Here is a 3,306-nt window from a genome sequence, read left to right as displayed (position 1 = left end):
ACCCTCCCGCCGGCACCGCCGCCGGCTCCGCCAGCACCACCCGCTTGAGCCCCTTCAGGTCCGCCGGCCCGGCGACCTTCACCGCCGACCTCACCGGCACCACCACCACCAGCCGGTTGGACAGCAGGTCCACCCGCGAGCCCGCCTGCACGAGCCCCGCCCGGTCGACCGCGTCCAGCTTCGCCTCGTCGGCGGAGAGGAACGCATCCGCCGGAGCCCCCGCGACCACCTGGCGCGCCAGGTCGCTGGACGCCCCGAAGGCGAACCGCACCCGGTGCCCCGACGCCTGCTGGAACGCGGGCGCCAACGCCTGGAGTGCGTCCGTCGTGCTCGCCGCCGCGAACACCAGCACCTCCTCCGCCCGCGCTGGCGACACCGCCACCCACACCAGCAGCAACCCCCACCCCGCACGCCGCATCGTCCGCTCCTCCCGCGCCCGGCCCCGCCGGAAGCCGTCCCGAGCCTACAAGTTGACCTGCCCGCACCCCGCCGCTAATGAATACTCTGTGTCACGGAATATCTCTAAAGAGGATGAAGCGCTCTCGAAGGACATCGACCGGATGCAGGAGTTGATGTTCTCGCTGGGCCGTCGCCGCTCACTCCGTGACCCCATCGCCAGCACCTGCGAGCAGCTCCAGTTCACGCCGCCCCAGGTGCACGCCCTGCTGTGGCTGGGCCTGGATGGCTCGCTCACCATGGGTGAGCTGGCCCGGCGACTGGGCGTCACCGAAAAGACCGTCACGGGCGTCATGGACCGCCTGGAGCGCGAAGGACACATCGTCCGCGAACGCGGAGAGACGGACCGGCGCATCGTGCGCTGCCGCCTCACCGACAAGGGCAAGCAGACCTTCGCCAAGCTCGACCGCTCCATGCACCGCGCGATGGGCGTGGTGATGGGCATGCTCGACCCTGACGACCGGCAGGCCCTCTTCCGCGTCATGGAGAAGGTGCTCAGCAAGCTGGACGCCCCCACGCCGGACGCCGCTTCGGAGACCTGAGGCCCTCAGCGCCTGCCCGGCGCCCGCGCCCACAAGAGGCGCGGGTGCAGGAGCAGCGCGAACGCCTCCCGCACCGTCCAGTAGGCCCGGTCCCACGCGCGCATCCGCCCGGCGATGGGGGCGGGACTCGTGGCCACCTCCAGCCCCTCGCGCCGGAAGCACTGCCTTGCGCGCAGCAGGTGATACGGGTCGGAGACCACCACCACCCGCCGCGCTCCCCGCTCGCGCAGCACGCGTGCGCTGAACCGCGCGTTGGCCTGCGTGGAGTGGCTCTCCTCCTCCAGCACGCACGCGGACGCGGGCACGCCCGCCGCCACCGCCAGCTCGCGCATCACGCGCGCCTCGGAAGGCGGATGGGCGCCCACGCCTCCGGACAACACCAGCCACGGCGCCACGCCCTGGCGGTACAGCGCCACCGCCTGCTCCATGCGCGCCACCAGCGCGCCAGACGGCACACCGCCCGGCAGCACCCGCGCGCCCAGCACCACCAGCGCGTCCGCGTCCGTCACGCGCTCGCGCCGGCCAAAGCGGTCCACCCACCAGGCCAGCCCGAACACGCCGCCCGTGAGCACGCCCGCGAACAGGAGCACCGCCCGGCGCGCACGTCCGGGTCTGGGAAGAAGGGCAAGGGGCCGCACCGCCGGGAAGCTAGTCCTGCACCGGACATCCCGCGGCCCCGCGAACACCTTCAGCCCGGCAGTGTGTCCGCGATAACAGGTTTCACGGTGTGGGATGGATGGACGTCCAGGTGAATTATCGCGATGCGTATCGCCTGAGAGTGAGTCTCAAGACACAATGCGCAAAATGACCCGGCCGGGGTCCGAGGTGAACCCGGAGCGGCCGGTGGGAGGCATACGGATGGATGTCAAAGGCGTCGCATTCCTCGCACGGCAGACCATGGCGGTGCAGGCCTTCGGCGAACCGGCATGGAAGGCCTTCCTCGCGGAGCAGGCGAAGCGGGACCCCATCTTCGGGCAGCTCATCATGCCCGTCTCACGCATCCCGGCGGACGCCTTCCTGCGCTTCAACGAAGCCATGACCCAGCGCTTCTACGGCGGCGACACCAAGGCCTACTGGCAATACGGCATCAAGTCCGCCGAGTACGCGCTGAGCCAGGGCCAGCTCAAGACGATGTTCGGCAAGGACGACTTCCGCCGCTTCGCCCTGTTCACCCCCGGCATCTGGAAGGGCTACTTCACCGAAGGCGAGCTGACCGCCCAGCTGCAGGGCGACACCGTGGAGCTGCGCATCACCGGCGTGCCCCGGCCGCACATCTACTTCGAGCTCGCGGTGATGGGCTTCGCCGCCGGGGGGCTCGCGTACCTGAGCGGCCGCAAGGAGATCCACCACGAGGTGGTGAAGGGCTTCAGCAAGGGGGACATGGAGGTCCTCTACCGCTTCACCCTGCCCACCCCGGCTTGAGCCTTCAGGGCGCCGAGGCGGCCGTGGCCGTGCCCGCGGGCGCGGCTCCAGCCGGAGCCACGACGACCGGTGCCTCCGCTGGGGCAAGCTTCAGGTCCGCCACCACGGGATAGTGGTCGGACACGCCCACGCGCAGCACGCGCGTGGACACCGGCGTGAACGCGCCGCAGGCCATCACGTAGTCGATGCGCAAGGACGGCAGGAACAGCGGCATCGGGTAGGTGCCCGTCCCGTCGGAGCGGGTGACGCGCGCCACGTCCTGGAGCTGGCGGCGCAGCAGGCGCACCGGGCGCGAGTCCGGGTCGTCGTTCAAGTCCCCCATCAGGAGCCGGGGCCGGGTGTCCTTCGCCAGCAGCCGCGAGATGAAGACGCTCTGACGCACGCGCGCCGCGCCGTTGAAGGGCCGGCGGATGAGGTGCGTGGCGTAGACGCTGACCTCACGCCCGTCCACGTCCAGCACCGCGTGCGCCAGCGTGCGCGGCTCCGCGCCCCGGGGCGTGGGCAGCGGGTACTGCGCCAGGGACTGAAACGGATGGCGCGACAGGAGCGCGATGCCGTACGCGCCGCCGTACAGCCGCGTGGTGCCGAAGTGCGCGCGGTACTTCAGGCCGGTGAGCGCGGACAGCCGCTCCACCTGGTCCTCGCCGCGCGCGCGCGTGGAGCCCACGTCCACCTCCTGCAGCGCGACGACGTCCGGGCCCTCCTGGCGGATGACCTCCGCCACCTGCTCCAGCCCCTTGAGGCCGGACTGGATGTTGAAGGTCATCACCCGCAGGGCGCCCGGGTCGCGCGCGGGGGCGGCGGCGACGGGGGTGGTGCCCGAGGACAGGGTGGGACGCACGGCGGAACCGGAGGCACAGGCCAGCGATCCCGCGACGAACAGGGC

General features: G+C 71.6%; 5 protein-coding genes. 2 read left to right on the top strand and 3 right to left on the bottom strand.

Annotated elements, in window-relative coordinates; genetic code table 11:
• Nucleotides 1-418, bottom strand: a 418-nt coding sequence (gene modA / locus D7W82_RS38965) for a molybdate ABC transporter substrate-binding protein (RefSeq protein WP_120623091.1), incomplete at its 3' end; no start/stop codon positions are given.
• Nucleotides 419-560: 142 nt separating this feature from the next.
• Here modA and D7W82_RS38960 point away from each other — a divergent pair.
• A complete protein-coding gene (locus D7W82_RS38960; protein WP_216619326.1) occupies nucleotides 561-998 on the top strand; it encodes a MarR family winged helix-turn-helix transcriptional regulator in 438 nt (145 codons plus the stop codon).
• Between the two features lie 5 nt (nucleotides 999-1,003).
• On the opposite strand, the gene D7W82_RS38955 is transcribed toward D7W82_RS38960, so the two are convergent.
• On the bottom strand, nucleotides 1,004-1,588 hold the full coding sequence (locus D7W82_RS38955) for a YdcF family protein (RefSeq protein ID WP_233588199.1): 585 nt from the start codon (nucleotides 1,586-1,588) through the stop codon (nucleotides 1,004-1,006).
• 268 nt (nucleotides 1,589-1,856) lie between these two features.
• Here D7W82_RS38955 and D7W82_RS38950 point away from each other — a divergent pair, with 268 nt between their 5' ends.
• Nucleotides 1,857-2,420 carry a hypothetical protein gene (locus D7W82_RS38950; protein ID WP_120623090.1) on the top strand — a complete coding sequence of 188 codons (564 nt, stop codon included), beginning with the start codon at nucleotides 1,857-1,859 and terminating at the stop codon, nucleotides 2,418-2,420.
• A gap of 4 nt (nucleotides 2,421-2,424) precedes the next feature.
• On the opposite strand, the gene D7W82_RS38945 is transcribed toward D7W82_RS38950, so the two are convergent.
• Nucleotides 2,425-3,303: an endonuclease/exonuclease/phosphatase family protein gene (locus D7W82_RS38945; RefSeq protein WP_233588200.1), complete on the bottom strand. Its 879-nt coding sequence runs from the start codon at nucleotides 3,301-3,303 to the stop codon at nucleotides 2,425-2,427.
• Between the last annotated feature and the right edge of the window lie 3 nt (nucleotides 3,304-3,306).

Origin of the sequence: Corallococcus sp. CA049B (assembly GCF_003611685.1) — a bacterium.
GTDB lineage: Bacteria > Myxococcota > Myxococcia > Myxococcales > Myxococcaceae > Corallococcus > Corallococcus coralloides.
This window is presented reverse-complemented; position numbering and strand designations above follow the sequence as displayed.

Bases quoted from the DNA above. Each gene is read 5' to 3' on its own strand.
- D7W82_RS38960 (WP_216619326.1), top strand. From the start codon at position 561: ATGCAGGAGTTGATGTTCTCGCTGGGCCGTCGCCGCTCACTCCGTGAC.
- D7W82_RS38950 (WP_120623090.1), top strand. From the start codon at position 1,857: ATGGATGTCAAAGGCGTCGCATTCCTCGCACGGCAGACCATGGCGGTG.